The following is a 26,377-nucleotide window of genomic DNA, read 5'->3' as shown; positions in this document are numbered from 1 at the left end:
TATGGATGACACGCATGGCCGTTAGACATTTTCTGACCCTATTGGATTTTTCTCCCGCTGAACTGGACCAGCTCATCGACAATGCCATTGCCCTGAAGAAGAGCTGGCGTGCCGGTGACGTGCGCGACTCCCTGAAGAACCGCGTGCTGGCGATGATTTTCGAGAAATCCTCCACCCGCACCCGCGTTTCCTTCGAAGCCGGCATGGTGCAGCTGGGCGGCTCGGCCCTGTTCCTGTCCCCGCGCGACACCCAACTGGGTCGTGGCGAACCCATCGAGGACACCGCCCGGGTGATTTCCAGCATGTCGGATGCCGTCATGATCCGGACCTTCGAACACGATAAAATCGAGCGCTTTGCCAGCGTGTCCGCCAAACCGGTCATCAACGCCCTGACCGACGACTTTCACCCCTGCCAGTTACTGGCCGACATGCAGGCGTATCGCGAACACCGGGGCAGCATCAAGGGCGCCACGGTCGCCTGGATCGGTGACGGCAACAACATGTGCGCCTCCTACATCAACGCCGCACAACAGTTCGATTTCCACCTGAACATCGCCTGTCCCGAGGGCTACGAGCCCGACCGCACCCTGCTTGAAGAGAACGCCGACCGCGTCAGTATCGTTCGCGAGCCCGAGGAAGCGGTACGCGATGCCCACCTGATCGTCACCGACGTCTGGGCCTCCATGGGCCAGGAAGAAGAACAGGCGGCCCGGGCCCGGGCGTTTGCCCCCTACCAGGTCAGCCCGGCCCTGATGGCACAAGCCGACCGGGAAGCGGTGTTCATGCATTGCCTGCCAGCCCATCGGGGCGAGGAAGTATCCGAAGACATGCTCGACCATTCCAGCGCCATCGTCTGGGATGAGGCCGAAAACCGGTTGCACGCCCAGAAGGCGCTGCTCGAGTTCCTGATACTGGGTGCCTGAGTTGAGCGCACAGTCAGCGCCCCGCCCGGAAGAGGGCTGGCTGCTCGAGGTTGACGACCTGACCTGCGGCTACAGCGGCAATCCGGTGGTGAGCCAGATCAGCCTGTCCCTGGGCCAGGGCGATATCGGCTGCCTGCTGGGTCCGAGCGGTTGCGGCAAGAGCACCATCCTGCGCGCTATTGCCGGCTTTCTGCCCCTGCAGTCGGGGCGCATCAGCCTGGCCGGACAGATCATCAGCGTGCCGGGCAAAGCGGTCCCGCCGGAGAAACGGCGCATCGGCATGGTGTTCCAGGATTACGCATTGTTTCCGCACCTGACCGTCGCCGACAACATTGCCTTCGGCCTCAAGGGCCTGGATCGCGCGGAACGCCAGCAGAAAGTCCGGGAGCTGCTCGACCTGGTGCACCTACAGGACCTGGCCGACGACCACCCTCATGCCCTGTCAGGTGGCCAGCAGCAGCGAGTCGCCCTGGCCCGGGCACTGGCACCGGAACCCACCCTGATCCTTCTGGACGAACCCTTTTCCAACCTGGACGCCGACCTGCGTCGACGCCTCAGCCTGGATGTGCGGGATATTCTGAAAACCCTCGGCATCAGCGCCATCCTGGTCACTCACGACCAGCAGGAAGCCTTTGCCATGTGCGATCAGGTGGCGGTGCTGAAAGACGGCCACATCCAGCAGTGGGACGTGCCCTACAACCTGTATCACGAGCCGGCCAACCGTTTTGTGGCCGGTTTTGTGGGACAAGGCGGGTTCATCAAGGGAAAGTCACTGGGGCCGGACAGCATAGAGTCGGAACTGGGCGTGATCCGGGGTAATCGGGCCTACACCTGGCCGCCGGGGACGCTGGTGGATGTCCTGATTCGCCCGGACGATATCGTCTACGACCCCGACTCGCCTTTGAAGCCTAAAGTGATCGAGAAGACATTTGCCGGCACCTCGACTCTCTACCGCTTTCGGCTGTCCGCCGAGACGGAGTTTGAAGCGCTGTTCCGCAGCCATCTGGATTTTCGGCTGGGCGAACCGGTTCCCGTGCGAGTAGCGGCGGACCATTTGATCGCCTTCGAACGCACCTGAAAAACCCGGTTAGGCCGAGAAAATGCGGAGCCGTAACGGCCAGACATAAAAAAAGGGGCCAAAAAATGGCCCCTCTAAAAATGACGAATGAAACAAGGAAAGTTCGTAAGAACTACAACCTCAAGTAGTCATCCCTTACGCTTTTCATCCTAGGCCGGCCGGAACAAGGCGTCAGTGGTGCTTGTGTAGCGGTTTGTTACAACACGTGTGCCGGTGCGACACGGTTCACATCGCCACTGATCAATGGCTGTTTTCGCCCTGTCGGCGCGGCCATACCAGACTGAACGCAGCGCCGCCCATATCCGCACTGCGGGTCACAAAAGCCTGGCCGCCGTGCCAGTAGAGAATACGCCGTACGATGGACAGCCCCAGTCCATAGCCACCGGAGGTGCGAGTACGGCTGTCGTCAAGACGGGCAAAGGCCGTGAAGACCTTTTCCCAATCGCTCTCCGGGATACCGGGACCGTCATCCTCCACGTCAATGCGGCAGTTCTGTTCATCGAACTGGCAACGAACCCGCACCTTGCCCGCAGCATAGCGCCCGGCATTGCCCACCAGATTCTGCAGGGCCCGATGGATGTAACGCGGCTCCACGTCCGACAGGGCCCAGGATTCGCTGTCACCCACGAACTCCGCACTGAACTGCATGGCCGGTCGCAGTCGCTGCTGCTCGTCCACCACCTGCCGCGCGATGTCCGCCACGTTGGCTTCCTGCAGGTTCATGATGGGCCCGCCCTGCTCCAGCCGGGCGTAGGTGAGGATTTCGTCGATCAGCTCGTCCAGCTCCTGGATATCGCTGTCGATGCCGGTCAACTGCTTTTCCCGGGACGCTTCGTCCGGGCAGTCTTCAATCATCTGCACGCCGAACCGGATTCGCGCTACCGGCGTGCGCAGTTCGTGGGACACGGCGTGAATCATTTCCCGCTGGACTTCCACCAGACGCTGGATGTGTTCGGCCATGCTGTTGAAGGTTCGACCCAGGCGGCGTACCAGCAGGCCGCGTCGCGGGTCGACCCGGGCGTTGAGCTCACCCCGGGCGATGCGCACGGCGACGGACTCCACCGCCCGCAGGTTCTGGTCTACGTCCCGCAGCAGCAGGTACAGGAAGATGCCGGCGATAGTCGCCGCCACACAGAACACCAGCAGGATGACCGACCAGGCCAGGGCGTGAAACGGCTCAGGCATATCCATGCGCACCACGGCCCCATCGTTCAACCGCAGGTAGACCCGCGCCGCGTCCGATTTATCCAACTGGACGAAGGCCAGTCCCCGTTCCACCAGTCGCTCCAGCGTCGGTCCGCCGGGAATATCCGAGGCTCCGGTGACCGGCTCGATGGCCACATTCAGTTCATCAGACAGGCTGTCCATGCCCGCTGAGCGATCCCGGGGCAGCAGGCCATTGAGATGCGTCAGGACCAACAGGGCCGTCGCTTCACTGACGTCCCGATAGAGGTCGCGAAAGGTCACGTCGATGATGTCGCCGGAGTTGGCCAGGCGCCGCACTCGCACCCCCAGCCCTTCGGTCGACGTCACGACCTGGCCGTAGGACAAACGCTCTTCGTCCACGGGATCGAGCGTCATCTGTCCGACCGGTTCCAGGCGCAGACCGTACAGCGCATCCAGCCACGGATAACTCATCTGGGGGTGTGGGGAAACGGCGAGCCAGTCCATCAGCGGGGTGGCGAAGCGCTCCTGCCAATCGCGCTCACGGACCGAATTCACTCCGGAGTACAGCCCGGCAGACAGGGCCAGGATGACGAGCGCCACCAGCAGGAGGCGGCCGAACATATTCAGGAAGGGTACTAGGGGCATAGGGCCTTTCCGATGAACGCAACGTCGGACCGGATCAGGCCGGACAGCTTCCGCCGTTGCGATGGATCAGACAGAGATGGTCCCGTCAGGCTTCCTTGACGAACAGATAGCCCTTGCTGCGTACCGTCTTGATGCGACGCGGGTGTACCGGGTCGTCACCGATTTTCGGTCGAATACGGGAAACGCGCACGTCGATGGACCGGTCCTGGCCATCGTATTCAATGCCGCGCAGCGCGGTAAAGATTTCTTCCCGGCTCAGGACGCGGCCGGCGCTGGATGCCAGCAGCCACAGCAGATCGAATTCAGCGCTGGTGAGGTCGATGCTCTCGTTGTTGAGCCAGGCCTCGCGCATGGAACGATCGACCACCAGGTCGTTGAACTCCAGTCGCACCGGTTCTTCGGTGGACTTGGGTTCGGCTTCGCTCTCGCTCTTGTCGTTGACCCGGCGCAGCAGCGCCCGGATACGCGCCAGCAACACCCGGGGTCGCACCGGTTTGGAGATGTAGTCGTCGGCGCCCATCTCCAGCCCCAGAACCTGGTCCAGATCGTCGGTACGCGCCGTCAACATGAGGATCGGTCCGGTGTAGAACGGGCGCACCCGCCTGCAGATCGAGAGGCCATCCTCTCCCGGAAGCATCAGGTCAAGGACGATAATGTCCGGCTCTTCCCGGCGGATACGCTCGACGGCATTGGCTCCGTTTTCCTCAACAGACACCGTCAGACCGTTGCTTTCCAAATATTCCCGCGTTAGATCCGCCAGGCGCTTGTCATCCTCAACAATGAGAACTCTACAACTCTCGTTAGCTCGTTCCACGCCATCCATCTCTGATTTTGTTTTTCCGTTTACCGTCGATTGCCGCCGTCGGGTTCCGGCCCGTTCCGGGGTGCGTTGCACCGGCCCTGCCGAGGAGGCCGGAAACCACTGAGGTTGTCACCGCGGCAATCACGCTGCCTGAAGCTACGCCATGTAACAGCAATTATACATGCTGTTCAGAAAAATACATGGAATAGACCCACAGTAACAAGTCGTGACATGGCCCGAAATCACGATTCCTGTCACGGGGACGTCACACACCGTTCATTCAACTGCAATCCGCGCTTCATAGGCTCGACGGGAAACGGTCATAAAGAGAAACCTGTCATGTCAGCAGAACAAGCCCGTTCCGTCAGCAGCGCCCGCCGTCTGCAGGCCACCATCACACGCGATCCTGCACAGGTGGAGGCGGCCCAACGTTTGCGTTACCGCGTTTTCTCGGAGGAGTACGGCTCTGACCTCGGCGCCACAACACCCGGCATCGACCAGGACACCTACGATGCCTTTTGCGATCACCTGATCGTTACCGACAGCCAGACCGGCGAACTGGTGGCCACATCCCGCGTGCTGCACCAGCGCGACGCCGAACACGCCGGCGGCTTCTACTCGGAAGGCGAGTTCGAACTGGACAGCCTGCGCCGACTTCCGGGACAGCTCGCCGAACTGGGACGCACCTGCGTCCACCCGGATTACCGCAACGGCGCCACCATCAGCCTGCTGTGGTCCTCCCTGGCCGAGTACCTGATTCGCGAACAGGTCGACTACCTGATCGGCTGTGCCAGCATCGGGATGGCGGACGGCGGCCTGAAAGCCTGGCGCATCACCCAGCAACTGCAGAAGCGCTACCTGACCGACACCAGCCAGCGGGTCAAGCCCAAGCGCGACCTGCCCCACCTGACGCATGTGTCCGCCGCCAGTCAGACCAGCGTCGCCATTCCGCCACTGATTCGCGCTTACATGCGGCTGGGCGCCCGGGTTTGCGGCGAGCCCTGCTGGGATCCGGAGTTCCGCTGCGCCGACCTGCTGGTGCTGCTGGAAGTCAGCCAACTGGCCGGCCGCTACAGTCGCCACTTCATGCGTCCTGCGGAGGCGTCTGCCGCATGTTGATGCGACCGCTGCGCCTCACCTCACGGCTGACCCTGTTCGGCGTGGCGCTGCTGTTTTGCGCCGCACTGGCGTCGGTGATCACCGTGTTCGAGACCCTTACCCGACGATCCGTCGGGCGGGCCCCGTTTGCCCGCTTATGCTTCGCGCTGGCCTCCCGCTGCCTCGGCTTTCGGGTCACCATCCGGGGGCAGCGTCCCGACACCACGGCGTTGATTGTCAGCAATCACATTTCCTGGTCGGACATACCGATCCTGGGCGGCGTGGTGCCCCTGCGGTTCCTGTCCAAGATCGAAGTGCGGCGCTGGCCGGTGATTGGCTGGCTGGCCGAGCAGGCGGGCACGCTGTTTATCCGCCGCGGCGGCGGACAGGCCCATGCCACCCGGGATCAGATCACGGAGACGCTGAGGCATGGGGAATCGGTGCTGGTTTTTCCGGAAGGCACGACGACGGTGGGCATCACGGTCTTGCCGTTCCACAGTCGGCTATTGGCGGCAGCGGTGTCGGCCGGCGTGCCGGTCCAGCCTATCAGCATCGGCTACCGACGCGATCAGCATCCCGACCCTCTGGCCCCGTTTGTGGGGGACGACCAGTTCGAGAAGCACCTGGTGCGCATGCTGCGGGAACCGGCCGTCCAGGTGGACATCATCCTGCATGCCCCGGTTTACCTGACGGCGGACGACGACCTCCCGGCTAAAGTCCAGGAGCTGCACGCCACTGTCCGACAGGGTCTGGCGGACATCCATCGTGGCGCCGGCCAGCCGGGCACCCAGCCCGACGGCCAACCGCCGCGTCCGCATCTGGGCACCTGAAGCGGAATCAGGGCTCCAGCGGCTGGCCGGCGGCCATTTCGTCGTCGGTGGCCGCGCGCTTGTTGATGATTTCCAGTTCGAAGTAGAGCGTAAAACCCGCCAGCGGGTGATTGGCGTCCACCTTCACCAGGTTACCGTCGATCGCCACCACCTGCACGATTTGCGCGTCTTCACCGCTGTTGGTTTGGAACTTCATGCCCGGCTTGAGATCCTCCACACCGGCGAACGCCGACCGCGGCACCTTGCGGATAAGCTCGGGATTGATCTCGCCGTAAGCCATTTCCGGAGGAATGGTCACTTCCAGGCAGTCACCAATACCGCGATCCTTGACCGCTTCCTCGAGGCCCCGGATGACGTTGCCCGCACCCAGCATGAACTGCAGCGGTTCCGCGCCATCGGAGGTATCCACCACTTCGCCTTCCTGGTTTTTCAGGCGGTAGTGAACGGTGTAGATGGAAGAGCGTTGCATAACTCCGGTCCTGTCTTGCGGCCGCACGCCCTCAGGCGCACGGCAGAATTAAATGTGTCGCAGTGCGTGAATCAACAACCGCTGATCCAGCTTGGCCCGCCACCCCGAAGGTGATTCGAGATCCATGCGGCGTAAATACGGTGCCAGGGCGTCATCCGCCGGCTCCGTCCGCATCGCCTGCCACAACAGCTTGAATTTTCCGCTCCGTGACTTGGAGGCGCCCTGCAGCCGTTTCAATGCCCGCATCAGGGTCAGCTCATCATCGGTGAACTCACAGCCGAAAGGAAACTCGGGAAATCCGTTATCTCCCGCCGCCCGCAATGCCTGCCGAACGGAGTCGGGGGTATTGCGCTGCCAGGCGTCCGGCAGCTTGAACGAGGCGCGCACCTTACCGGCTTTCTGCGCCTGTTTCAGCAATTGCGGCTGGAAACGGGCATCGGCGATACGGATCAAAGCCAGGTAGACGTCTTCGTCGGAACGACCGCGCAGATCCGCAATGCCGTATTCGGTGATCACGATGTCCCGCAGGTGGCGCGGAATCGTGCAGTGGCCGTAGCTGAAGACGATATTGGACTGCGTCTTGTCGCCACTGCCCCGGGTACTGCGCAGGGTCAGGATCGAGCGGCCCCGCGGCAGTTCGTGGGCCATGGCGACGAAGTTGTACTGACCACCGACGCCACTGACCACCCGGCCATCGTCCAGACCGTCCGAGACCACGCTGCCATCGAGGGTCGCCATCATCGCCGAATTGATGAAGCGGCTTTCCTGCCGCTGGGCGACCTTGAGACGCTGATCCCCAAACCGGTGATCGTAGAGATGGTTGATAAAATTCACGCTGGTCATGCAGATCTGTGACGCCTCGTGGGGCGGCAGGTGACGCAACTGCTCATAGAAGTCCGCAGGACCCAGGTAGAAGCCACCGTGCAGCACCGTGCCACCGGTCAGCCGGGTGCCCAGAATCGCCGCAATGAGCGCGCGGGCTTCCTCGTCGTCCAGGTCCGGATCGAAGCTGATGTCACTGACCTGCAAACGCCCTCCGCGGAACGCCACGTCGTCACGCACAATACCGAATTGCTGCAGCCACTGGACATCCCGTGCCCGTAGCGGTGAATCGATCAACTCCTCCGCTCGCAGGGTGTCGAGCGTGGCCAGGGACACATCGTGTCCCAGTTTGCCGGCGTTTATCAGTTCCTGCAGGGCCGTGTCCGGGTAGACCGCCCGGGTCAGGATGCCGGCCTTGAGCAGATGCAGGAAGCCGTCGACCATCATCTCGCTGCAGCCGTATAGCCCTTCATCGAACGGTTCGACGCCGCCCCACTCGGTTGCGACCGGGAAACGACCGGCCACATCCAGATGCTCATACACGCGCCGATAGGCCTCGTTGTCCCGGTGGCGCAGGATGGCTGAATGCACCACCGCGGCGCCCAGCGAGCCGATGCCCACCTGCAGCGTGCCACCATCCCGCAGCAGCGTACTGGCGTAGAACCCGATCAGATGATCGGCGGGCTTGATGGGCTGTTGGGGCACAGGAAACAGCGGATAGTCATCGGCCGGCGCGTCCACCATCAAATCGAACACGTGAGCCGGCATTTCCGCGTCATTGGCCAGGTAAGGCAGCGCCCGGTTCACCTCGCCGACGATCGCCACCGCGCGCCCTTCACTGGCCTGTTCGCGCAGCCGCGGAATCAGATCCAGCGTCAGGTCCGGGTTGCAACTGAGACTGTAGGACTCGTTACCGCCGTCCGGTTGCGGCGCCACCATCTGCGCCACCACATTGACGCCCAACGCCATCAGATCGCGCACTGCATGGGTGTAGTTGGTACAGATGTAGTTCTGCTGCTGCTGGCGATTGTTCAGGAAAGAGCCGGCCTTGAAGAAAAACTCGGAGACCGTGACGTTGTCGGGCAGCCGGCCATTGACCACATCCCGCGCGTAGGCCAGCTCGGGAATGTGCCCGAACAGCCGTTCCGCGAAAGGCTGGATGAAGCGCTTTTCCAGGGACGACTTGCCGGCGGGCGCGAGCGGCGAGATCGCGGTCACGATATGCAGTTTCAGCCCGGGGTCGGCCTTGGCCCGGGCGTAGAGGGCATTGGCCAGATGAATGGGTTTCCCCAGTCCCAGGGGTAATCCCAGGATAATGTCACGCCCCACCCGTTCGATAATGGCATCGACACAAGCATCGGGCCGGGGAAACACAATCGGTGCAACCGCCATAAATCTCTCCTTGACCAGAGCGGGACGTCATCCGGTGAATCGACCGGAAGGCCCATCGTTCAGTGCCAAAAGATCATCACATGAGGGCGGCGGCGGGACAACGTTTTCAGGGGAAAATCGGTAGGCGAATCAGGCCGGTTGGCTCAGAAATCCCACTTCAGGTTCAGGCAGGCGCCGTCACCCTGATCGATCAGTGCCAGGCCGTGATCGGCCTGAAAGCTCTCGGATGCGTAGCGTTTGCCGTCATCGTCGGTGCGTGAGAAACGCCACTGCAGCAGCCGTGAGCCCAGTTCGACCGCGGCATCCACATCGTCCTGCTGCAGATCGTCCGGCATGGTGTCCTGCGAGGCATAGCGGTTGTCGAAAGCATCCTGACGGTATTCGGCACGTTCGGCCGCATCCGCCTTGACCATGAAGGCCAGCGAGTTGAGAACCAGCAGTAGGAGGAAGATGCGAATGACCATGGAGACGCCCGAAAATGCCCGATATCTATTCAAATTGGTTAGACATTAGTCTATCAATGAACGATCTGTAAAATGTGATTTAACGCAAACTTTGACGGCAATCCGGCGTCCGGCGGCCACTTTTTTGTCAATAAACGGTCACGCCATGTAACGTTATTTTTCAAGCCTGCCCAAGTGCGGCTAATCGGACCGTTTTGACAGCCAATCCGCACTGATCCGCCAGGTGTTTTCCGGCGCACTGGCACCGGCAAAAACGCCGGCGTGACCGCCTGGAACCACGCAGAATTCCCGGTCCTCTGACGCGACGATATCCATCACCTTGTGGGCAGCCGGCACCCTCACCAGCTTGTCGGTTTCTCCGGCAAACGCCAGCAACGCGCAATCAATGCGATCAAACGTGGCCTTTTCTCCACCCAGCCGGATGCTGCCCCGGGCCATGCGGTTGTTGAGCGCCATGTGGACCACCATGCCCTTGATGGTCTCGCCCGGATAATCAACCATGTCGTTGAACCACTTCTGCATGGTGCTGTGCACCTTCACGTAATCCCGGTCCCACAGATTGACGGCCAGCTCCAGGGAACTGACCAGGCTTCCGACCGGATTGGTCAGTTTGAACGCCAGGGCATTCATCCAGCCCGGAATGTGGAAATAGCGCGCCGGCAGGTCCAGAAGGGACACGTTAAGTACGCCGGAAACGATCTGGGCCGGCCGATAAACCGCAGACAGGAAGCCGCCGGCGATTCCCATCTGATGCATATCCACCGGGCTGGCCACCGTCACCATATTGCGGATGTGACGATCGCCGGAGGCCGCCGCATACATCAGCGACAGCAGTCCGCCCATGCAGTAGGCGAAGATGGACACATCGGCCTGACCGCTGTCCTCCCGAACCGCTTCAAGAGCAGCCGGCATCCAGTCGAGCACGTAGGTTTCCAGGGAGAGATCGCTGTGATCGGCCGTCACCTCGCCCCAATCCACCAGATAGACGTCAAAGCCCCTGGCCAGCAGGTAGCGCACCAGCGACCTCTGCGGCAACAGATCGAAAATCATGGAGGTAGCGGCCAGCGGCGGCACCAGCAGGACCGGCACCCGGAAACGGTGCGGCGATACCGACAGCGGTTCGTTGCCAACCTGGACTTCGTCAACGCCGAGAGGCTGGTAATGACGAACGCTCATGATGCCGTCACGATGAATCGTGCGGTACGGCGTCTGGTTGGAAATGTTGAAGTTGTCCGAAAACAGGCGCCGTTCCACCGAATGGATGGCAGCCGAGAGCAGTTTGCCGGTAAGACTGTCTTTGCGACGCGGGCGCATCAGGTATTCCGTTATTGTTATCAGCCGTGTTGCGATGATGCGTCAGCCGCCCCGGGCGCGCAATGGCACCGGGCACGGCTGGATCGTGCGGTTCCGGCCAATCGCTGGCCGAACAGCCCGCTACGGGCAGGGGTAGGTGAATTCAGCGTGCAGGTCTTCAATCGCCTGCAACACGTCGTCCGAGAGCGTCACCTCCGCCGACGCCACGTTTTCCTGCAACTGCGCCATGGTGGTGGCGCCGATAATGTTGCTGGTCAGGAAGCTTCGGCTGTTCACGTAGGCCAGCGCCAGCTGCGTCAGGCTCAGACCGTGCTGCGCCGCCAGTTCAGCGTAGGCCCGGGTGGCCGCATCGGCCCGCTCACCGTTGTAGCGCTGGAAACGCTCGAACAGGGTCAGGCGGGCGCCGTCCGGCTTCTGGCCGCCCAGGTATTTGCCGGACAGCACGCCGAACGCCAGCGGCGAATAGGCCAGCAATCCCACATCCTCTCGATGGGCGATTTCCGCACCGCCCACCTCGAACGAGCGGTTCAGCAGGTTGTATGGATTCTGGATGCTCACGGGCCGTGGCCAACCGTGCTGCTCCGCCAACTGCAGGTAGCGCATGGTACCCCAGGGTGTTTCATTGGACAGGCCGATATGGCGGATCTTGCCTTCCTGCACCAGCTCAGCCAGGGCTTCCAGCGTCTCCTCGATCGGGGTCGCCTGCTCGTCGGCGTTATGCTGATAGCCCAGCTTGCCGAAAAAATTGGTGTTCCGATCCGGCCAGTGCACCTGGTACAGGTCGATGTAGTCGGTTTTCAGCCGCTGCAGGCTCGATTCCACCGCCGCGCGAATATGAGGCCGTGTCAGGCGCGGCCCGTCACGCAGATAGTCCAGACCGTTGCCCGGACCGGCGACCTTGGAGGCGATGATCAGGTCGTCCCGGCGACCACGCTGGTGCAACCAGTTGCCCAGGCAGCTCTCGGTCGCGCCCTGGGTCTCTTTACGCGGCGGCACCGGGTACATTTCGGCGGCATCGATAAAGTTGATGCCATTGGTCGTCGCGTAGTCCAGCTGTTCGAACGCCTCGGCTTCGTTATTCTGCTGGCCCCAGGTCATGGTCCCCAGGCAGATCAGGCTGACCTCGAGGTCGGTACGTCCCAACTTGCGCATTTGCATATCTACATCTCCAAAGCCGGTGCATTGTTCAACGGAATGTCACGGGGCTGTCGTCTAACTGTCATCTGGCCTTTCCATAGTGGAATGAGCGGCAACGGCGCACCCTGAGCGCGCGTTGCTCCAGAGATTCACCCGGACTCGCTGGCAGGAAAGCGTACTGACTATACCCCAAACCATCCAGCCGGCCCGAGTCGCCGTCATGACGGAGCGCACTTGATCGAGCGTCAGCGACACATCGCCATCGTCACCGAGACCTTCCCGCCGGAAATCAACGGCGTGGCCCACACCCTGGGCAAACTCTGCGAGGGCCTGCGCAGCCGCGGCCATCGGTTGTCGGTGATCCGCCCACACCAAAAGGGCGAGAGCAAATCAGCCGCATCGCCCGGCATCGATCAGACCCTCACCCTGTTTGGCCTGCCCCTGCCCGGCTACCCAGAGCTGCAGTTCGGACTGACCCGGGCCGGACGACTGGTTCGTCACTGGCAGAAGTCGCGACCCGATGTCGTCTATGTCGCCACCGAAGGCCCCCTGGGCCTCGCGGCATTGAATGCAGCCCGCCGTCTGCAGATTCCGGTCTGCTCCGGCTTCCACACCAATTTCCATCAGTACAGCCAGCACTACCGGGCTGGCTGGCTGAAGAAAGCGATCGAAGGCTACCTGCGCTGGTTCCACAACCGGACACAACTCACCCTGGTGCCGACACGCTGCATGCAGTCGAGGCTGCATCGCATGGGTGTCGATCCGGTGGCGGTCTGGAGCCGCGGCGTGGATTGTGAGCGCTTTGCACCGGCCCGTCGGGACAAAGCCCTGCGGGAAAGCTGGCACCTCGGCGATCGCGACCTCGGGGTCATTTACGTAGGCCGCCTGGCGGCGGAGAAGAACCTGACGCTGGTGGTGTCCACCTTCGAGCGTCTGCGTCACATCCACCCACGCGCCAAACTGATCCTGGTCGGCGACGGGCCGCTGCACCGACGCCTGCAGGAACGCCATCCCGACTACATCTTCTGCGGCATGCAGCGAGGCGATGCACTGGCCCGCCACTACGCATCGGCCGATCTGTTCCTGTTTCCCAGTAAGACAGAAACTTTCGGCAACGTGGTCACTGAAGCCATGGCCAGCGGCCTGGCCCTGGTAGCCTTCGACGACGCGGCCGCCAGCGAGCACCTGCGCCATGAGGAAAACGGCATGAAAGTGCCCCTCGACGACGCCGCCGGCTTTGTCGAAGCGGCCCTGCGGCTGGCGGATCAGCCGTCGCTGGTCAGCCGACTGCGTAGCCAGGCCCGCCTGGATGCCCTGGATATCCACTGGCCCGGACTGGTCGAACAGTTCGAAAACATCGTGTTCAATCTCCGTTACCGGGAGAAACGTCATGCCGGCAAGCAAAGCGTCTCGCTTCTTTGAACGGGTCGACCAGCGGGAATTCCTGCTGTGTCAGAGCATCAACGGTTGCCTGCGCTACCGTTTCGTCCTGCCCTACTTCCGGGTGGTGAGCCGACTGGGTGACGGCTGGTTCTGGTACGCCCTGATCCTCGCCCTGCCCATCCTGCATCCACAGGCCGGCCTTGCGCTCGCACTGCTGATGGCAGCGACTGGCGGCGTCTGTACCCTGACCTACAAGGGGTTGAAGAAAACCCTGATCCGCGAGCGACCGTTTATTTCGTTCCCGGCGATCCATTGCGGCACACCGCCTCTGGACCGCTACAGCTTCCCGTCCGGCCACACGCTGCATGCGGTCTGCTTCAATACGCTGCTGGCCATGACGCTGCCGGACCTGGCCCTGCTGATCCTGCCCTTCACGCTGAGTGTGGCGGCGTCCCGCGTGGTCCTGGGCCTGCACTATCCCAGCGACGTGCTGGCCGGTGCCGTAATTGGAGGGAGCATGGGAACCATGGCGTCTTATGCCCTGCCGACGTTTATGCTGCTCGCCTGATCAGCCGGTTTACTCAAACAGACGTAACTGGCGCGTTGGCGCCGCGTCATCGCGGAAGCGCACCCCCAGCCCCAGCAGACGTACCGGCCGGTCGGCCTGCTTGTAAAGCTCTTCCAGCAACGGCTGGAAATCCTCCGCGGCCGGGACCTCGATACGATCCCGCACCCGCTCCAGTGTGTGGGTGGAAAAGTCGCTGTAGCGCAATTTGACGAACAGTTTGTGGATCGGCCGGTCGGACTTGCGGCTCAGGCGGCGCTCCAGATCCTGCACCAGCGACGCCATCACGCGATAGCAGGCCTCGCGATTGGGCAAATCCTGGGAAAACGTCCGTTCCACCGACACCGACTTGGCGATCCGGGTCACCGTCACCGGTCGGTTATCCTCACCTCTGGCCATGTGATAGAGACGGGCGCCGTGGCGGCCGAAGCGCTCCACCAGATCCTCCCGGCTGAATTGCTGCAGTTGGCCGCAGGTGGTCGCGCCCATCTCGTGCAGTTTGCCGGCGGTGACTTTGCCGACACCGAACAGTTTTTCCACCGGCAGGTTGACCACGAACGCGTCCACATCCTCGGGCCGGATCACGAACAAGCCATCGGGCTTTTCCCAGTCACTGGCGATCTTGGCGAGAAATTTGTTGGGCGCCACACCGGCCGACACCGTAATGCCCACCTTTTCCCGCACCTGCTCACGCAGGTAGCGCGCCATCAGCGTGGCACTGCCTTTATGATCCTCGACGTCGCTTACATCCAGGAAGGCCTCGTCCAGGGACAATGGCTCGATGAGATCGGTCAGTTCCCGAAAAATGGCCATTACCTGCTGCGACACCGCCCGGTAGCGCGCCATATCCACCGGCACAGTGACCAGATCCGGACAGCGCCGACGCGCCTCGGCACCCGGCATGGCCGAGTGGATGCCGTATTCCCGGGCCAGATAGTTGCAGGTGGACACGACGCCACGCGCCCCACCGCCACCCACGGCCAGCGGCACAGTCCGCAGCGACGGATCGTCCCGCATTTCCACCGCCGCATAAAAGCAGTCGCAGTCCAGATGAATGATTTTGCGTTGTGCCATAACCCCGGGCTAACCTGCCAGATCGAATGGCTGTATATTTATACAGACTTGTATCTTACCGCTGTATGCCGAGAATGTCAGGATTCATAAACAGGAGGTGCCTAGTGTCTGACCGGACCCCAAACCAAACCGAAATCGAAGCGGCGGTGTTTCGTCGGCTGGTTGAGCATCTACGCACCCACACCGACGTCCAAAACATCGATCTGATGAACCTGGCCGGATTCTGCCGTAACTGCCTGTCCAAATGGTACCGCGCCGAAGCCGAATCCCGCGGCCAGGAGCTGTCTGACCCGGAAGCCCGGGAACGCATCTACGGTATGCCCTACGAGGAGTGGAAGGCCCGCTACCAGACCGGTAGCAAGCAGCCCACCGGCAAGTCGGACCAATGATGGATTTCCAGAACGCCCTGCGCATCCATCTTGCGGCCCTGGACGCAGGTCGTTCCGATTTCGAGGACACCCTGGCGCTGGTGGACCGTTTCTTCGAGTTCACCCCGACCGCGTTTCGCAACGGACTTCTGGAAAATCGCCCCGACGAAAACGGCGGCTCCTGCCGCATCTTCGCCCTGGGCCAACTGGCTGGTCTGGCCGAACAGCAAACTTTGGCGTGTTTCGGGCGCCATTACCGCACCGTAATGGATGATCCGTCCGGAAGCAGCCACGCTAACATCAGACAATTCATGAGCACCGGCTGGTCGGGCATTGCGTTCGACGGGCGGGCGCTGGTCTTCCGGGCGTCGCCGCTCGACTCCCCGGATTCCGAATCCACCGACGATAACACCAACCACGGAGAAGGACGCTGATGCCGGAAGCGGACGCCACTCAAACCAGTCAATGCTTCCAGCTCAAGGGCGCGAACGTCTCGCTGACCGCCCTGGAACTGCATTTCTTTGAGGAAGACGCCTTCGAGGAAACCCTGCGCGACAAGATCCGCCAGGCGCCGGGCTTTTTCCGGGACATTCCGCTGGTCGTGAGCCTGGAAAAATACGAAGGCCCGACGGCCGAGTTGGACTTCTTCAAACTGATTGGCATCTGCCGCCGCCACAACATCCATGTGGTTGCGGTTCGCGGGGGCGACGACGACCAGCGACGGTTGGCCCGAAATGCCGCCTTGGCGCTGCTGCCGGCCACCGCACAGCGCGAACCCCGGGCGCCGGAACCGGCCGAACCCGCGGTTGAGGAAGCGGCGCCGACCACGCCCGATCCAGCGCCAACCGCCGCCGGTCCTGCTCCGGCGGCGGCTCGGCTGGTCACCCAGCCAGTCCGCTCCGGCCAGCAGGTCTATGCACCTGAAGGCGACCTGATTATCCTGGCGCCGGTTCAGGCCGGTGCCGAAGTTCTGGCCGCCGGCAACATCCATGTCTACGGCCCGTTGCGCGGTCGCGCCCTGGCGGGTGTGCACGGCCTCTCAGAAGCGCGGGTTTTCTGCCAATCACTGGAAGCAGAGCTTGTCTCCATTGCCGGACACTATAAAATCTCGGAAGATCTGCAGGAACACGGCTGGAAGCAGGCTGTACAGCTCCAGCTCAAGGATGATTTGCTGGTGGTCACGCCACTCGACAAATAGGACACCCGACAACGGGCTCCGAATAATAAGCCTCCGGCTCGATACCAGAGAGGCCGGAAACAGGGAATCGCCCTACCGGGCCATTGAATTGATAGAACGCTTCACTTTCAGCTAACAGGACTGCAACCTTGGCTAAGATAATCGTCGTTACCTCAGGTAAAGGTGGCGTGGGCAAGACCACAACCAGCGCCTCGATCAGCACCGGCCTGGCGCGTCGCGGCTTCAAGACCGTAGTCATCGACTTCGATGTGGGCCTGCGCAACCTCGATCTCATCATGAACTGCGAGCGTCGTGTGGTGTACGACTTCGTCAACGTGATTCAGGGCGAAGCCTCCCTCAACCAGGCGCTGATCAAGGATAAGCGGGTTGAAACCCTCTACATCCTGCCCGCCTCCCAGACGCGTGAGAAAGAAGCGCTGACCCAGGAAGGCGTCGAGAAGGTTTTGAACGAGTTGGCCGAAACCTTCGACTACATCGTCTGCGACTCCCCGGCCGGAATCGAGCACGGCGCGCAGATGGCGCTTTATTACGCCGACGAGGCGATCGTTGTCACCAACCCGGAAGTTTCCTCGGTGCGCGATTCGGATCGCATCCTGGGCATTCTGCAGAGCAAGTCCCGGCGTTCGGAGATGGGGCTGGATCCCGTCAAGGAACACCTGCTGCTGACCCGCTACAACCCGGACCGCGTCGATCGGGGCGAGATGCTGTCGGTCGGCGACGTGGAAGAGATCCTCGCCATTCCGCTGCTGGGTGTCATTCCGGAGTCCCAGATCGTTCTGAACGCGTCGAACCAGGGGCTCCCGGTCATCCTGGAAGACGACAGCGATGCCGGCCAGGCCTACGAGGATGCGGTGGGCCGACTGCTGGGAGAAGAGCGCGAGCACCGCTTCCTGACTGCGGCCAAAAAGGGATTTTTCTCACGCATGTTCAAGGGGTGACGCCGAATGAGTTTTTTCGACTACTTCAAGAGTAAGAAGAAGAACACGGCAAATGTCGCCAAGGAGCGATTGCAGATCATCGTCGCCCATGAACGTGGCATGCGGGATCAGCCGGACTACCTGCCGCAGTTGCAGCAGGAACTGATTGCCGTGATTCGCAAGTACGTGCAGATCGATGACGACATGGTGCAGGTCGAGCTGGATCGCAATGACGATTGCTCGGTACTGGAACTGAACGTCACCCTGCCCGAACACCAACAGTAGACCATCCGGACCGGCGCGCCTCGTGTCGGTCCGTGATTCGCCTACCAGCGGGCAAAATGATCCTCCATCAGCCCGCGCATGCCTGACACCGCCACCCGTTGCCCGTCGTTGCCCACAACATGGCCGTTGAACGTCCCCGCGTATTGGCGGAAATTGGACGCCAGCAGCCCCACATTCAGTTTCTCTCGCCGCACGCCGGCCGGTTCAAACGTGAGGTCGACGCGCCCGTCGGACGTGGTGACCCGCCAGGCGGAATCCGGCGCATAACGATCGAACTCGAACCGGGCCAGATCCAGCTTGATGAGTGTCCCATCCAGCCACAGGGCGTTTTCGGTCACGCCGGTCTCGTTGACGCCCGCGGCCAGGTTCAGACCGACAACCGTGCCGTCATCCGCCGTTCCGGCCAGACAGGCCCAGTTCCAGGCCGTTTCCCGGCGCATGAAACCCGCACTCCAGTCGATGGTGCCGCGCATGCGCTCATCCATCGCATACACCCGTTCGCCCCAGCGAGCCCCACCGCTCACCGCCAGACCGGCCGATTTACGGGTGAAGACCCAGCCGTCATAGCCGGCGCGACTGCAGACCCGCAGAGGAGCCGAGTCACCGCTCAGCGTCAGGTTCAAAGACACATCGCCCGCTGACAGCTCAACATGTCGCTGGTGCCCGTCACCCTGGATATCGATGCGCGTCCTGCCCCGATGAAAGCGGCCATGGCCATGCTCCGGATACTGATCGCAATCGGTGCCCAGCGCCAGCGGACTGAGCCAGCTCTGCTCGCGCATCTCGCCAGTACGGAAATCAAAGATATAGAAGAAGGCGTTGCTGACCAGCCTCAGGTCCACCACCGCCAGCCCCATCAGCCAGTCTGGTCCCATCGCGCTGATGAACTGGAACTGATTGAATCGCCAATACCGGGCCACCCGTGAACGCGGTCGGTCCATCATCGAGCGCAGGTCAAAATCGCAATAGTTAACGTGGTCAATCGGTGTATCGAGAACACCGGTAAGGGGCTGTCCGGAGGGCTGGATCAGGTCCATGAGTCGTTGTTGTCCTTATTCTGACAGCGCCCGATCAGGCCGATGGGGACAGCGCTCGGCGGATCCCCAAAACTGCCGGTCAGGTATCATTCTGGCGTTTAAAGCGCGTGTTATCGTACCGCCCACTATCGCCGAAAAGAAGGATCCCCCGTTGAGACTGACGACACGCACACGCTTTTCCCTGCTGCTGACCGCCCTGCTCACACCGGCTTTGGGCCATGCCGGCGCCCTGCCGCCACTGGACGCGGACTGGCAGCTGCAGAAGGAGGACGACAACATCCGCATCTACACCACGGAGGTCAAGGACTCGGATTTCGAGGCCTTCAAGGCGGTGGCGGACCTGGACGTGTCCATGGCGGAGCTGATGGCGGTGATGATCAATCCCGAATCCTGCCTGGAATGGGTCCACAACTGCGCGGCGTCGGAAGCCTTCGGGGATGGCAACTTCCATGACCGCTACGCTTACTCCGTCAACGACATGCCCTGGCCAGTGCAGGATCGCGACTACGTCCTGCGCATTCGCACCCATGGCGACCGGCAAAGTGGCGTGGTGGAAATGGATCTGAATGCCGTCCCCGGGGCGCGGGCGGAAGATGACGACTACGTGCGCGTGGATAAATCGGACACCCTGTATCGCTTTGAGCCCCTTGGACCGCAACGCACCCGCATGACCTGGGTCCAGCACACCGAACCCAACGGCGCCATCCCCAGCTGGCTGGTGAACTCACTGGTGATCGACATCCCCGTCAAATCCATGCGCAGCCTGGAAAAGGTCGCGCACAAGCCCCGCTATGCGGGCTACCGGCTCGTCTACAACGACCAGGGCGAACTGGTGAATGTGGTCAAATCGGGTCACGCGGAGGGTGACGACGATTAGAAGAGCGTATAAGCTTCCAGTTAGAATCCTGAATAGGATGCAGGTGAAAGGCACCGGAAGAGCGCCGCACCTGTTGGTACACCAGGGGCCTGAAGCAGTCCAGCTGGACGGGACGCCAACACCGGTTTAAAGGCCCCACGCGTCAGAGCAGGATAGCGATAATGACGGTTCTCGCACGCGAGATCATGACACCCAGTGTAAAAGCAGTCCCCCAGTCCTGGACGATGGACCAGTTCACCCGGTTCCTTACCGACCACGAAATCACCGGCAGCCCCGTCACCGATGATGAGGGCCGTATCATCGGCATTGCCACCCTCAAGGACGTGGCCGAATTCCGCTGGTCGTCTTCCCGCCCCTCCGATGCCGAACAACAGTTGACGCCGGAAGAGCAGAAGGAAGCCCGCCGCCTGCGCATGTTCATCTTCGAGGAAATGGGCAAACTGCCGGTGGAAGTCCGGGACATCATGACCCCGATTGTCGTCTCGGTCGCCGAGGACACCCCCGTGCGGGAAATTGCCGACCTGATGATGGAAGAACACCTGCACCGCATCTTTGTTACTCACGAAGGAGAAGTCACCGGCATCATAACCACCTACGACATGCTGAAACTGATCTCCGACAACTCGCTGACACAGCGCTGCCTGCTATGACAGAAACGGCAACGCGTGCCCACGCGTCTGCGGAGAACGATCAAAACGTCCATTGCGAGGTATCGAGCCCTATGCCCTCAGCACCGCAAGAGCGGAAAAAGATGTACGTCCTCGACACCAACGTCCTGATCCACGACCCCAACGCCCTGCTCAATTTCGAAGAACACGATGTGATCATTCCCATGACCGTTCTGGAGGAGCTGGACAGTCTGAAGTCCGGTAAACAGGCGGTTGCGGCGGATTGCCGCCAGGCCATCCGCAATATCGACAAACTCCTGGGCGACGCCACCCCGAAGGATATCGAACGCGGCGTGCCCATTGTCCGGGCCCGCAAGGCGGACCCGCTGGGCACGCTGTCGATCCTGATGAGCACCGAACACTCGAGCAATCACGCCCTGCCCGAGCACCTCAACGACAACAAGATCATCAACACTTTAGCGGCACTGCAGGCCCGCAACACCGACCGGGACATCATCCTGGTCAGCAAGGACATCAACATGCGCCTGAAGGCGCGCGGCTTCGGCGTGGAGGCACAGGACTACCACAACGATCAGCTGCTGGACGATATCGACCTGCTCCCGAAGGGCTACCGGGAATTCAGCGGGTCGTTCTGGGACACCATCAACAAGGTGGAAACCGTACAGCGCGAAGGGGTCACCGAGCACATCCTGCGGCGCGAAGAGGAACTGGCCAAACTCAACATCAACGAGTTCGTGCTCGACGAGCAGGGCTTCGTCGGCAAGGTCGTGGATATCGAAGAGGATCGTCTGGTCCTGCAGGACCTGCACCAGCAGGATCTGCTGAACCGGGAGGTCTGGGGCCTGGTGCCGCGGGACATCTACCAGGCGGTGGCCCTGAACCTGCTGATGGATCCGGATGTCCACCTGGTCAACCTGACCGGTTCTGCCGGCTCCGGTAAAACCATCCTGGCCCTAGCCGCCTGCATCGAGCTGACCGTCGCCAGCAAGACCTACAAGCGCATCATCGCCACGCGAAGCACCCAGGGGCTGGACGAGGACATCGGCTTCCTGCCGGGCACCGAAGCGGAGAAGATGGAGCCCTGGCTGGGCGCGATCGTCGATAACCTGGAGGCGCTGCACGAAGACGACGAGAACATGACCGCCAGCGTGGACTACATCCTGTCCAAGGTGCCGCTGCACTTCAAATCGCTGAACTACATTCGCGGGCGCAGCTTCCAGCACAGCCTGATCATCATCGATGAGTCCCAGAACCTGACACCGCACCAGATCAAGACCATCATCACCCGGGCCGGCAACGGCTCCAAGGTGATCTGCCTGGGCAACCTGGCGCAGATCGATACGCCTTACCTGAGCGGCCTGAGCTCCGGTCTGACCTACATGACCGAACGCTTCAAGGGCTTCCGCCATGGTGGGCACATCCACCTGCAAGGAGTACCGAGATCGGCTTTGGCGGAGTTTGCGGAAGCGAATCTGTAGAGAGGCACCAAGGGACAGGCTGGGTTCCGAGCCCAGCCTGTCCCCCGGCCAATGTAGCCGATGCTTTAGCTTCGGAGGCGCCATAGGCGCCCGGGCAGGAGGAATATCAACGTCGGGTCGGAAAAGACGGGGCCCTAGCGGGCCCTCCGAAGCTAAAGCGTCGGCTACATTTCGAATGCAACCCGCCTCGCGAAATCTCTACTTCTCCCGATCGTCCCAAGGATGCACCGGCAACACCGCCTCGGTCACCTCCGAATCGAACTTGGAGCGGAAATAGTCCATCGCCTTCTCCGCTTCCGCCAGTTCCTCAAAGCGGGCGATGTGATAGATCGCCTCACCTTCGTTCACCAGCGGCAGGTTGTTCATGCCGATGACGATGCCGGACACCGATGCCAGCAGTGCGGTTTCCGTCTCGCCGAAGGGATCGGCAATCACCGCCAGCTTCTGCCCTTTTCGCACCCGCTGCCCCAGGCGCACGATCGGCCGCATGATCCCGTCGATGTCGGCCCGCACCCAGGTGGAACTTTCCGCCAGCTCGGACCGTTTCCGGACCTTGATGCGTGAAGCCTTCTGGGGAAGCATCTCCAGCGCCCGCATCACCCGGATAATGCCCCGCACGCCGCTGGAGATGATCACATCGTCGAAACGAAGCGCCTCGCCGCCTTCGAACGTGATAACCGGAATATCCAGTGAATCCGCATACTCACGCAAGGTGCCTTCGCGAAGGCTGGCATTCAGGATCACCGGTGCCCCAAAAGCCTCCGCGATACGGATCGTTTCCGGGTTTTTCAACTCCGCGCGAACCTGCGGCAGGTTGAAGCGGTGGATCGCGCCCGTGTGCAAATCGATGATGTGAGTGACGCTCTCCATAATCTGGGTGCGGAACAGGTAGGCGATCCGACCGCCCAGGGAGCCGGTCTCCGACCCCGGAAAACACCGGTTCAGATCACGCCGGTCCGGCAGGTAGCGAGTGCGCTGCACAAAGCCGAACACGTTGACGATGGGCACCGCGATCAGCGTGCCGCGCAGGTGGCGTAACGCCCCGTAACGCAGGACCCGGCGGATGATTTCCACACCGTTGATCTCGTCGCCGTGGATGGCCGCGCAGACCAGCATCACCGGGCCATCGCGCCGGCCGTGAACCACTTCCACGGGAATATGCAGCGGCGTATGGGTGTAGAGCTTGGCCACCGGCACTTCAACGGTCTGTCGTGACCCGGCGGGGATTTCGTGTCCCGCGATCTTGAATGGGGCGCGCGCCATCGTCAGCCTCTCCCTTTGGTCCGTGTCTTCCACGGCTTCTGGTTCTTTTCCGTCCAGTCGACGATCATGCCCGCCACGTTCTTGCCGGTGGCGGTCTCAATACCTTCCAGGCCCGGTGACGAATTCACTTCCATCACCAGCGGCCCACGGCTGGAGCGCAGCAGATCCACCCCGGCCACGTTCAGGCCCATGGCCTTGGCGGCCGCAATCGCCGTACGGCGTTCTTCGGGAGAGATACGGACCAGGGAGGCCGTGCCGCCGCGATGCAGGTTGGAGCGGAATTCGCCCTCGCCCGCCTGGCGCTTCATGGCCGCAATCACCTTGTCCCCAATCACGAAACAGCGGATGTCGGCCCCGCCGGCTTCCTTGATGAACTCCTGCACCAGGATATCCGCCTTCAGGCCCATAAAGGCCTCAATCACACTTTCCGCCGCCTTGCGGGTTTCCGCCAGCACCACGCCGATGCCCTGGGTGCCCTGCAGCAGCTTGATGACCACCGGCGAGCCGCCCACCATGCGGATCAGCTCGGGCACGTCATCCGGCTTGTTGGCGAATCCGGTCACCGGCATGCCCACGCCCTTGCGTGCCAGCAGCTGCAGCGAACGCAGCTTGTCCCGGGAGCGGCTGATGGCCACGGACTCGTTGACCGGGAACACCCCCATCATCTCGAACTGGCGCAGCACGGCGGTGCCGTAAAACGTCACTGACGCACCAATGCGCGGGATCACCACATCGAAATCGTCCAGGATTTCCTTTCGGTAGTGGATCTCCGGATTGGCGGAGGTGATGTTCATGTAGCAGTGCAGGCAGTCGATTACCCGCACATCATGCCCGCGGTTAATCCCCTCTTCGACCAGTCGGCGGGTGGAGTACAGGGACTTGTTGCGAGAAAGCACGGCAATCTTCATTTAGAGCTCCCAGGGGCCGGATCACCGGCCAGATAAGAGTGTTCGGGAACGACCAGCGCACGGCCGGACATGGCGGTGCGCCCCAACAGCATGCGGAAGCGCATGGTATCGCGGTTGGTCAGGGTCATTTCAATGGGCCAGTGGGCTTCGCCCACCACCACGTTCGTGCTGATCACCAGACGTTGCTCGCGGTGGCCGCCGGAATCCGAGACCATCCGTTCGTCCAGCACCAGGGCATCGCATTCCACCACCGAGTGCAGGTTGTTCTGTTCCGGGTGGACCCAGAATCGGACACGGCGCTCTCCCTTCTCCGTGTAGGGTTCCATTCGAAACGTGTGCAAACAGGAGGTGCGTGCTCCGGTGTCGATCTTTGCCTTGATGCGATCGATACCCAGATCGGGCAGGCCCAACCATTCGCGCCAGCCGAGTGGCGTCAGCGCCAGGGGATCAACGTTCTTCTTGCTTGTCGTCATCGGTTCCTTCCTGTCGGTTCTTCTCCGGAATCAACTGCACCTGGAAAGGCGCTGAGGCGCTGCCCGCGTGAACGCTCGTCTGCGGAAAAGGAATCTCAATGCCTTCCCGGTCAAACAGGGCCTTGATGGCCTCCATCATGGAACTGCGGCCTTCAAGCACCTTGTCGGCCGGGACCCAATACGAAAACTGCAGGTCTACCGAGGATGGGCCGAAACCGGTGGTCAGGACAAACGGCTTCGGTTCCTCCAGGCAAGCCGGATTGTCGCCAGCCAGCCCCAGCAGCAAGGTCTGAACGCGCTTCAAATCCTCCCGATAGGCCACGCCAACGTTCAGGTCGAGGCGGCGAATCGGGAAGCGCGAGCGGTTAATGACCCGCGTCTTGATCAGCGTTTCGTTGGGAATCCTGACGTACAGGTTGTCCGCCGTTCGCAATTTAACGCTGAGCATGTCGATCCCGATCACCTCGCCGATGGTCCCATCCACTTCGATGAAGTTACCAATCTCGAACGGCTTCTCCACCAGCAGGAACAGTCCGCTGATCATATTCGAGGCGGAAGTCTGGGAGGCGAAGCCAATGGCAACGGTAAGAATGCCGGCCGCCCCCAGCAGGACGTCCGGCGCGAAACCGGCTTCCCGCAGTGCCGCAATGATAAAGATGACAAAGACAGCATAGAACACCAGCCGTCCGAACATCGCCGTCACATGCCTCGAGGAGCGGCTGCTCAACAAACCACCCATTCCTCTCGAAGCCAGGCTCGCCAACACAAACCCCAGCGCCAGCAGGATGGCCACCCGGATCCAGGCAAACCAGTCGATACCGCCCAACTCCGTGGTCAGCGCTTGTCCAATTCCGTCCAACAATCGTCTCCTATCCGAAAATCCGGTCCAGCGCCTTGGTCAGCACGCCCCGGTCATAGCGCATGCGACCGGCCGCGAGCATCTCGCAGGCGCCGGCTTCCGACGGCAAACGCCGAGAAATCCGCATGGCCGCATGCTCCATATCGGTGTCGCAGGTTACGGTCACCCGGGGCGTCCAGAGCTGGCCGCGATCGTTCATGTGCAGCGACAGATATTGTGTCGGCAGACTGAAGCGCTCCAGCAGCAGGGGCTCCGGCCGCCGGTTGCAGATCCGCACCGGGCTGATGGCGCGCCACGGCCGCTTGGGCACCGCATCCAGCACCAGCCGGGCGTAGGTGGGCGCTGTGTAGCACAGTTCGCCGTCCATCGTGGATCGGCCGACCCAGGTCAGCGACGGCTCTGCCAGCGGCAGCTCGATCAACTGGGTTCGTGTATTGCCCACCAGGATGCGCAACCACACCAGGGTCGCCACGTAGATGGTGCACTCACGGCCGGCCGGCAGGGTCAGCGGCTGATAGGGGCGGATCATGGTCGGCCGGTCCGCCAGCGCCGGCATGAACAGCACGTCGCCCCCCTCATCCGGGCGGATAAAGCGGTGCTGCTTGACTTCGCTGCCGGGCAGGACGTGGCTGACCAACTGGCGCCAATCGGTCCGGTCCGTTTCACCGGCATCCCGCTCCCAGCGGACCTGCCATTCATTGTCGAGCAGCGTCACCCAGAGCCGGGTTTCACTGAGTTCGTGTTTCTGGGTCTGGCCGGACTGCAGCGCAAAAGCGTGATTCCAGCGGCCGGGGGCATCCTGTGCCTGCTCCATGGTCTGTCGTGTGTCTCGCTTGAAATGGGGATGGGCGGTTCCTGGCGCACTATTTAGACCGGAACGCGGACTCGCTCAAGTAAGCATTAATCCCCATGGGGAGTTGCC

General features: G+C 61.9%; 28 protein-coding genes. 14 read left to right on the top strand and 14 right to left on the bottom strand.

Annotated features, from left to right (window positions below):
* Positions 1 to 14 precede the first annotated feature (14 nt).
* A complete protein-coding gene (argF, locus tag JL474_RS13770) occupies positions 15 to 923 on the top strand; it encodes an ornithine carbamoyltransferase (protein ID WP_203142503.1) in 909 nt (302 codons plus the stop codon).
* Between the two features lies 1 nt (position 924).
* Positions 925 to 2,001 (top strand): ABC transporter ATP-binding protein, encoded by a 1,077-nt coding sequence (locus JL474_RS13765; RefSeq protein WP_203142502.1) that lies wholly within the window; start codon positions 925 to 927, stop codon positions 1,999 to 2,001.
* Positions 2,002 to 2,241: 240 nt separating this feature from the next.
* On the opposite strand, the gene JL474_RS13760 is transcribed toward JL474_RS13765, so the two are convergent.
* Both JL474_RS13760 and JL474_RS13755 read right to left on the bottom strand, forming a co-directional pair.
* Complete coding sequence (locus JL474_RS13760; RefSeq protein ID WP_203142501.1) at positions 2,242 to 3,813, bottom strand: ATP-binding protein; 1,572 nt, start codon at positions 3,811 to 3,813, stop codon at positions 2,242 to 2,244.
* 85 nt (positions 3,814 to 3,898) lie between these two features.
* Entirely contained in the window at positions 3,899 to 4,636 is a 738-nt protein-coding gene (locus JL474_RS13755; RefSeq protein ID WP_203142500.1) for a response regulator, read from the bottom strand.
* A gap of 318 nt (positions 4,637 to 4,954) precedes the next feature.
* Between JL474_RS13755 and JL474_RS13750 the strand changes: the two genes are divergently transcribed.
* Both JL474_RS13750 and JL474_RS13745 read left to right on the top strand, forming a co-directional pair.
* A complete protein-coding gene (locus JL474_RS13750; protein WP_203142499.1) occupies positions 4,955 to 5,734 on the top strand; it encodes a GNAT family N-acetyltransferase in 780 nt (259 codons plus the stop codon).
* Positions 5,728 to 6,543 (top strand): lysophospholipid acyltransferase family protein, encoded by an 816-nt coding sequence (locus JL474_RS13745; RefSeq protein WP_203142498.1) that lies wholly within the window; start codon positions 5,728 to 5,730, stop codon positions 6,541 to 6,543. The genes JL474_RS13750 and JL474_RS13745 overlap by 7 nt, the downstream gene beginning before the upstream one ends.
* Before the next feature lie 7 nt (positions 6,544 to 6,550).
* Here JL474_RS13745 and JL474_RS13740 read toward each other — a convergent pair whose 3' ends face one another.
* The 5 genes from JL474_RS13740 to JL474_RS13720 form a co-directional block, all read right to left on the bottom strand.
* A complete protein-coding gene (locus JL474_RS13740) occupies positions 6,551 to 7,012 on the bottom strand; it encodes an FKBP-type peptidyl-prolyl cis-trans isomerase (RefSeq protein ID WP_123635724.1) in 462 nt (153 codons plus the stop codon).
* A gap of 48 nt (positions 7,013 to 7,060) precedes the next feature.
* On the bottom strand, positions 7,061 to 9,226 hold the full coding sequence (locus tag JL474_RS13735; RefSeq protein ID WP_203142497.1) for an acetyl-CoA hydrolase/transferase C-terminal domain-containing protein: 2,166 nt from the start codon (positions 9,224 to 9,226) through the stop codon (positions 7,061 to 7,063).
* Positions 9,227 to 9,369: 143 nt separating this feature from the next.
* A complete protein-coding gene (locus tag JL474_RS13730; protein ID WP_203142496.1) occupies positions 9,370 to 9,690 on the bottom strand; it encodes a hypothetical protein in 321 nt (106 codons plus the stop codon).
* 180 nt (positions 9,691 to 9,870) lie between these two features.
* Positions 9,871 to 11,004 carry an alpha/beta fold hydrolase gene (locus JL474_RS13725; RefSeq protein ID WP_123635727.1) on the bottom strand — a complete coding sequence of 378 codons (1,134 nt, stop codon included), beginning with the start codon at positions 11,002 to 11,004 and terminating at the stop codon, positions 9,871 to 9,873.
* Between the two features lie 120 nt (positions 11,005 to 11,124).
* Positions 11,125 to 12,162 (bottom strand): NADP(H)-dependent aldo-keto reductase, encoded by a 1,038-nt coding sequence (locus JL474_RS13720; protein WP_203142495.1) that lies wholly within the window; start codon positions 12,160 to 12,162, stop codon positions 11,125 to 11,127.
* A 213-nt stretch (positions 12,163 to 12,375) separates the two neighbouring features.
* On the opposite strand from JL474_RS13720, the gene JL474_RS13715 reads away from it, so the two are divergent.
* Together JL474_RS13715 and JL474_RS13710 are read left to right on the top strand one after the other, a co-directional pair.
* Positions 12,376 to 13,563: a glycosyltransferase family 4 protein gene (locus JL474_RS13715; protein WP_203142494.1), complete on the top strand. Its 1,188-nt coding sequence runs from the start codon at positions 12,376 to 12,378 to the stop codon at positions 13,561 to 13,563.
* On the top strand, positions 13,532 to 14,092 hold the full coding sequence (locus JL474_RS13710) for a phosphatase PAP2 family protein (RefSeq protein ID WP_203142493.1): 561 nt from the start codon (positions 13,532 to 13,534) through the stop codon (positions 14,090 to 14,092). The genes JL474_RS13715 and JL474_RS13710 overlap by 32 nt, the downstream gene beginning before the upstream one ends.
* A gap of 9 nt (positions 14,093 to 14,101) precedes the next feature.
* Here JL474_RS13710 and dinB read toward each other — a convergent pair whose 3' ends face one another.
* A complete protein-coding gene (dinB, locus tag JL474_RS13705; RefSeq protein WP_203142492.1) occupies positions 14,102 to 15,163 on the bottom strand; it encodes a DNA polymerase IV in 1,062 nt (353 codons plus the stop codon).
* A gap of 104 nt (positions 15,164 to 15,267) precedes the next feature.
* On the opposite strand from dinB, the gene JL474_RS13700 reads away from it, so the two are divergent.
* From JL474_RS13700 to minE, 5 genes are all read left to right on the top strand, one after another.
* Complete coding sequence (locus JL474_RS13700) at positions 15,268 to 15,552, top strand: DUF1244 domain-containing protein (protein WP_328797824.1); 285 nt, start codon at positions 15,268 to 15,270, stop codon at positions 15,550 to 15,552.
* Positions 15,552 to 15,965, top strand: a complete 414-nt coding sequence (locus JL474_RS13695; protein ID WP_203142490.1) for a HopJ type III effector protein — start codon at positions 15,552 to 15,554, stop codon at positions 15,963 to 15,965. The genes JL474_RS13700 and JL474_RS13695 overlap by 1 nt, the downstream gene beginning before the upstream one ends.
* The gene (gene minC / locus JL474_RS13690) at positions 15,965 to 16,729 is read left to right on the top strand and encodes a septum site-determining protein MinC (protein WP_203142489.1); all 765 of its coding nucleotides are present in this window, start codon (positions 15,965 to 15,967) and stop codon (positions 16,727 to 16,729) included. The genes JL474_RS13695 and minC overlap by 1 nt, the downstream gene beginning before the upstream one ends.
* A 128-nt stretch (positions 16,730 to 16,857) precedes the next feature.
* A complete protein-coding gene (gene minD, locus JL474_RS13685; RefSeq protein ID WP_123635734.1) occupies positions 16,858 to 17,667 on the top strand; it encodes a septum site-determining protein MinD in 810 nt (269 codons plus the stop codon).
* 6 nt (positions 17,668 to 17,673) lie between these two features.
* Positions 17,674 to 17,931: a cell division topological specificity factor MinE gene (gene minE, locus JL474_RS13680; protein ID WP_123635735.1), complete on the top strand. Its 258-nt coding sequence runs from the start codon at positions 17,674 to 17,676 to the stop codon at positions 17,929 to 17,931.
* Positions 17,932 to 17,972: 41 nt separating this feature from the next.
* Here the strand turns inward: minE and JL474_RS13675 are convergent, their stop codons facing one another.
* A complete protein-coding gene (locus tag JL474_RS13675; RefSeq protein ID WP_203142488.1) occupies positions 17,973 to 18,968 on the bottom strand; it encodes a DUF2804 domain-containing protein in 996 nt (331 codons plus the stop codon).
* Positions 18,969 to 19,119: 151 nt separating this feature from the next.
* On the opposite strand from JL474_RS13675, the gene JL474_RS13670 reads away from it, so the two are divergent.
* From JL474_RS13670 to JL474_RS13660, 3 genes are all read left to right on the top strand, one after another.
* A complete protein-coding gene (locus tag JL474_RS13670; protein WP_236012259.1) occupies positions 19,120 to 19,845 on the top strand; it encodes an START domain-containing protein in 726 nt (241 codons plus the stop codon).
* A 161-nt stretch (positions 19,846 to 20,006) separates the two neighbouring features.
* The gene (locus JL474_RS13665; RefSeq protein ID WP_123635738.1) at positions 20,007 to 20,495 is read left to right on the top strand and encodes a CBS domain-containing protein; all 489 of its coding nucleotides are present in this window, start codon (positions 20,007 to 20,009) and stop codon (positions 20,493 to 20,495) included.
* Between the two features lie 101 nt (positions 20,496 to 20,596).
* On the top strand, positions 20,597 to 21,952 hold the full coding sequence (locus JL474_RS13660; protein WP_123635739.1) for a PhoH family protein: 1,356 nt from the start codon (positions 20,597 to 20,599) through the stop codon (positions 21,950 to 21,952).
* 198 nt (positions 21,953 to 22,150) lie between these two features.
* On the opposite strand, the gene JL474_RS13655 is transcribed toward JL474_RS13660, so the two are convergent.
* Genes JL474_RS13655 through JL474_RS13635 form a run of 5 tightly spaced genes read right to left on the bottom strand, consistent with a single transcriptional unit; the run spans position 22,151 to position 26,269 of the window.
* Positions 22,151 to 23,215 (bottom strand): succinylglutamate desuccinylase/aspartoacylase family protein, encoded by a 1,065-nt coding sequence (locus tag JL474_RS13655; protein ID WP_123635740.1) that lies wholly within the window; start codon positions 23,213 to 23,215, stop codon positions 22,151 to 22,153.
* 2 nt (positions 23,216 to 23,217) lie between these two features.
* A complete protein-coding gene (gene rimK, locus JL474_RS13650; protein WP_123635741.1) occupies positions 23,218 to 24,123 on the bottom strand; it encodes a 30S ribosomal protein S6--L-glutamate ligase in 906 nt (301 codons plus the stop codon).
* Positions 24,120 to 24,596, bottom strand: a complete 477-nt coding sequence (locus JL474_RS13645) for an ATP-dependent zinc protease family protein (RefSeq protein ID WP_123635742.1) — start codon at positions 24,594 to 24,596, stop codon at positions 24,120 to 24,122. The genes rimK and JL474_RS13645 overlap by 4 nt, the downstream gene beginning before the upstream one ends.
* A complete protein-coding gene (locus tag JL474_RS13640; protein ID WP_407944063.1) occupies positions 24,571 to 25,458 on the bottom strand; it encodes a mechanosensitive ion channel family protein in 888 nt (295 codons plus the stop codon). Before JL474_RS13640 ends, JL474_RS13645 begins: the two co-directional genes overlap by 26 nt.
* Before the next feature lie 7 nt (positions 25,459 to 25,465).
* Positions 25,466 to 26,269, bottom strand: coding sequence for a hypothetical protein (locus tag JL474_RS13635; protein ID WP_203142485.1), 804 nt, complete (start codon positions 26,267 to 26,269; stop codon positions 25,466 to 25,468).
* Between the last annotated feature and the right edge of the window lie 108 nt (positions 26,270 to 26,377).

Source organism: Marinobacter mangrovi (assembly GCF_016798325.1).
Lineage (GTDB): Bacteria > Pseudomonadota > Gammaproteobacteria > Pseudomonadales > Oleiphilaceae > Marinobacter_A > Marinobacter_A mangrovi.
This window is presented reverse-complemented; position numbering and strand designations above follow the sequence as displayed.